5 protein-coding genes are annotated in these 4,209 nt (G+C 58.5%); 3 read left to right on the top strand and 2 right to left on the bottom strand.

Annotation, left to right across the window (positions count from 1 at the left end; genetic code table 11):
* Both VAE48_RS05430 and VAE48_RS05425 read right to left on the bottom strand, forming a co-directional pair.
* Positions 1 to 543: LuxR C-terminal-related transcriptional regulator (locus VAE48_RS05430; protein ID WP_322792303.1), on the bottom strand; the 543-nt coding region annotated here is incomplete at its 3' end.
* 9 nt (positions 544 to 552) lie between these two features.
* Complete coding sequence (locus VAE48_RS05425) at positions 553 to 1,464, bottom strand: S1C family serine protease (protein WP_322792302.1); 912 nt, start codon at positions 1,462 to 1,464, stop codon at positions 553 to 555.
* A gap of 186 nt (positions 1,465 to 1,650) precedes the next feature.
* Here VAE48_RS05425 and VAE48_RS05420 point away from each other — a divergent pair, with 186 nt between their 5' ends.
* The 3 genes from VAE48_RS05420 to VAE48_RS05410 all read left to right on the top strand — a co-directional run.
* A complete protein-coding gene (locus VAE48_RS05420) occupies positions 1,651 to 2,565 on the top strand; it encodes a DMT family transporter (RefSeq protein WP_322792301.1) in 915 nt (304 codons plus the stop codon).
* 106 nt (positions 2,566 to 2,671) lie between these two features.
* Positions 2,672 to 3,565 carry a cobamide remodeling phosphodiesterase CbiR gene (gene cbiR / locus VAE48_RS05415; protein WP_322792300.1) on the top strand — a complete coding sequence of 298 codons (894 nt, stop codon included), beginning with the start codon at positions 2,672 to 2,674 and terminating at the stop codon, positions 3,563 to 3,565.
* Between the two features lie 18 nt (positions 3,566 to 3,583).
* The coding region (locus VAE48_RS05410) for an MFS transporter (protein ID WP_322792299.1) at positions 3,584 to 4,209 on the top strand (626 nt) is incomplete at its 3' end.

Below are 4,209 nucleotides of genomic sequence, written 5' to 3'. Positions count from 1 at the left end.
CCGTGCAATTTGCTTGTTGGTTAATCCTTGCGCCAGTTGTTCCAGCACTTCCACCTCTCGGGGGGTCAAACGCTCCTCGCCTGCAGCCGTGCTAAGCGGCATACCCCCCGGCTGCCCAAGAAGGGAAAACCAGCCGGGCAGCCCCACCGAAAGCCCCTCCAGCAGGGCAGCCAGAGCGGCTTGCAGTGTTTCCCCTTCCACCCCCAGCGGCAGCAGGCCCGCTGCGCGGCTGCGGAACAAATTGGGAAGAGGCACACCGGCTGCCTCTTCCCAATCCGTCACCAGCAGCAAAATGGCGGAAGTTACCCCCTCAGCGAGGTGCTTCTCCAATTCGGCCAGCCGTTGAAAAGGCAGGACAGCCACCAGTACATCCACCCTTTCATCCATCCGCTGCAGTTCGGAAACATCCGCCATCTCAGCGGCGATTTCCACCCGCCCGCCGGTTTGCAGCAATGCCCTCAAACCGGCGCGGATGGCGCCGCCCGGGCTCAGCAAGGCTAACCGTACTGGAGCGTCCCGGGGGCTTAACGGCTCACTTTCCATGCACTCTTCTCAGCGTTCACCTACGATTGCCTGCTTTTCCACTTTCTGACCGCCGCGCAGCAATTCAAGGGTGACCGGCTTGCCCACCACATCCGCCGAAAGAACCGAAACCAGATCTTCGGGGTCATTCAGGGGCTGTGCGTTGAGGGCGGTCAGAATATCTCCCACCATCAAACCGGCCGCAGCCGCGGGGGTGTTTTCTTCCACGCCCACCAGCAACAAGCCGCGTTCCTGAACGCGATTCAACGATTGCTGCAGGGCAGGCGGAATTTCGACCGGCTGGCTGCGAATGCCCAGATACCCGCGTCGGATGCGCCCGTGCCGCGCCAAGATGTCTCCAATTTCCCATGCAACCGCAACCGGAATGGAGAGAAAAGTGCCGCCCGCCAGACCGGAAGTGTTAATGCCCAGCAAACAACCATTCAGGTCTACCAGCGCTCCACCCGAAAAACCGGGGAAAGGTGTGGCATCCAGCCGAAAGAAACGCCGCAGCAGACCGCCGCGCATTGTCCGAACCGGCCCGCCAATCGCCGAAATCAACGCCCAACCCACCTGAATGCCCTCCGGTCCCGGGCGCGCTACGGTCAGTGCCGGCTGCCCTACCCGGCCTTCTCGTTCGGCTACCTCAGGCGGGGTAAGCACAGCCTCTTCCAACCGCAGCAAAGCCAGATCGTTGGCGGGATCGCGCCCGCCCAGCGTTGCAACATGGACGCTGCCATCCCCCAGCAGGATACGGATATTCTCCTCGCGCTCGACCACATGGTCGGCCGTCAAAATCATGTTACTGGAAAAAACCACCCCGCTGCCGGGTAGACGCTTGCGGGCATCCACCAGCACAGTGAAGGCAGCAGCCTTCTCGGCGGCCTGAACCCAGCCCTCCGACACATTCCCCATCAATTCACTTATCGCACCATTTGACATTGCATACCTCCTTTTTGAGTATAACGACCCGCCTGTAAGAGTACAACCTTCAATCCAGATTCAGTATAACTGGCCGGCAAACTTTTTTCCTCTGCCATTTGGGGGATGCGCTTACCCGGAAGAACCGGCAGGGGAAAACCGCAACTCCCTCCGCCCGGCAAATTGTGATAAGATTGCCCCAACAACATGGACGCCATCCTCGACTTATTGACTTCTCCGTTTGGCGGTGGTCTGGCGGCACTGACCGCCGCTTTTCTGTGGGCGCTGGCATCGGTGTGGTTCACCCGGTTGGGCAGCCACCTGTCGGTAATTGAGGTCAACTTTCTCAAAGGGATGCTGGCGCTCATTTTACTGGTCATCACCCTTTACCTGAGCGGCGGCGGTTTGCAATCCATCCCGGCCAACGCGCTTGGGCTGCTGCTGGTCAGCGGAGTGATTGGCATCACCCTCGGCGACAGCGCCTACCTGCAAGCCCTTCAGCATTTGGGGCCCAGGCGCACCCTGCTGCTAGCCACATTAGCTCCGCCGATGGTCGGGCTGATTGCGTGGGGTGTGCTGGGTGAAACCCTGGCGTGGACGGCATGGCTGGGTATTCTGCTCACGGTGGCGGGCATCGCCTGGGTGATTCTCGAACGCACCCCCGATTCAGCCCCAGCCTTTGACCTCAAACTCGGCCTGTTGTTTGGGTTTCTGGCGGCCCTTTCCCAGTCGGTGGCACTGGTGCTTTCGCGGGTGGCTCTAACCCGCACCAGTGTCGACTCGCTGCAAAGCACCATCCTGCGTTTGGCAGCTGCCGTGGTGGTGCTGGCAGTCTGGTCACTCCTGCGCCGCAAACCTTTGCTGAGCCGCACCGTCTTTCAGGCTCAGCCGCACCTGTGGGCAACATTGGCTGCGGCCACTTTCATTGGTACCTATCTGGCAATGTGGCTGCAACAGGTTTCGATTTCACTCGCCCCGGCTGGCATCGTGCAAACCCTTTTATCGGCCAGCCCGTTATTCATCCTGCCAATTGCCGCACTGCAGGGACAAAAAATCACCCCGCGCGCCGTCTTGGGTGCCCTGCTGGCTTTAGGCGGGGTAGCTTTGCTTTTTACAGGTTAACTTCTGATTAAGACTGCTCTTTTTCACTTTGAAATTTCCACCGTTTGAATACAATCTATCCATGTAGGGGTTAATATTTCTAAATCCTTCTGCAGCGAGGTCAATTATGCGATTCGGTATCATGGCAATGCAGATGAATGCCCTCATCCCGCCAGTCAACAACCCGCAAGATGCCATGCAGCATGTGGCAACCTTCAGCCACGCCGGGCTTGTCCGCAAACTGTATGAAGCCGGCTTCGATCTCATCGAACTGGGCGGTGATTTGGGTATGTGGTTTCCGCAAACCTTCAGTCCACCCGCCATCGAAGAACTGGCGCAACTCAAAGAAGAAGTGGGGCTGACCTACACCGTGCATTTACCGCTGTGGTCGGTTGAACCTTCCACCCCCCTGAAAGCCGTGCGGCGCGGCTCGGTGCAGGCGCTGGTGGACTGTATTCAAGCCACTCGCCCGCTTGCGCCGCAATGCTACGTGTTGCACGCCACTGGCGCGCTGGCCGCCGAATTTTACCGGATGAACCTGCCGTCTGCCGGCAAAGCGTTGATTCTGCATCAGTTCCAGCAAAATGCGCTGCAGTCCATTCAAGCCATTTTGGAAGAAACTGGCCTGCCCGCGCGTCAGCTGGCGGTTGAAACGATTGAATTTCCGTTTGATCTGACCCTGGAAATGGCCGAAAGGCTTGACCTTTCCATCTGTCTGGATACGGGTCATGTGCTGGCCGGCTTTGCCGGAGCAGTGGATTTGTTCAGCGTTTTGGAACAAGTCCTCCCACGACTGGCTGAAATTCACCTGCACGACTGTCCCATTCCACAAAATGCCGATCAACCGGCCTACGGTTTGGACCATCAGCCGCTCGGCAGTGGCGATCTCGACACCGCCCGCCTGCTCGACCGCCTGAACAAAGCGCAATTTAAAGCCCCAATCATCTTTGAGTTGACCGTTTTGCAAGCACTTTCCTCGCTGCAAACCATCCGGCAGCTGCGCCCCCATCTTGTATCCTGACCCGCTGGAGAAAACCTGATGGAAGAAAAAAAACTGAGCTGGTTCGATCACATTGCCTTGAACGCTTACTGGTTGGGGATCAACATCGCCTCCGGCGTGATTACCCCCCTGCTGCTGCCCTATCTGGTACTGCTGTTCATGCCGGAAGAGCAGAAAAACACCTACCTTGCCAATGTGCGCGTGATCGGCCTGACGGTTGCCATGCTGGTACAGCCGCTGGGCGGAATGTTATCGGATCGCAGTACCTCACGTTTTGGGCGGCGACGACCGTTCATCTTCGGCGGCGCGCTGGCCAATGTGGTTTTCCTTGCCCTGATTGGCGCCACCCCCCTGTTCATCGGCTCCGAACTGGATGAGTTTTTCCAATCCAGTCTGGGGATTTCCACCGCCTACGCTGTGCTGCTGCTCGGAATTGTCCTCTTGCAAATTTCCTCCAACATGGCTCAGGGGGCATTACAGGGCCTGATTCCCGATCTCGTCCCGGAGAATCAGCGCGGACGATCCTCGGGCGTCAAAGCCGTGCTGGAGCTGCTGCCGGTCTTTCTGGTCATCTTCATCGGCCCGCTCATTGACCGCGGGCAGGTTGGGCTGGTGATGGGCATCGTGGCAGCCGGTTTCCTGATCACCATGGCCATAACCGTTTT

Origin of the sequence: Bellilinea sp. (assembly GCF_034432615.1) — a bacterium.
In the GTDB taxonomy this organism is placed as follows: Bacteria; Chloroflexota; Anaerolineae; order Anaerolineales; family Anaerolineaceae; genus Bellilinea.
This window is presented reverse-complemented; position numbering and strand designations above follow the sequence as displayed.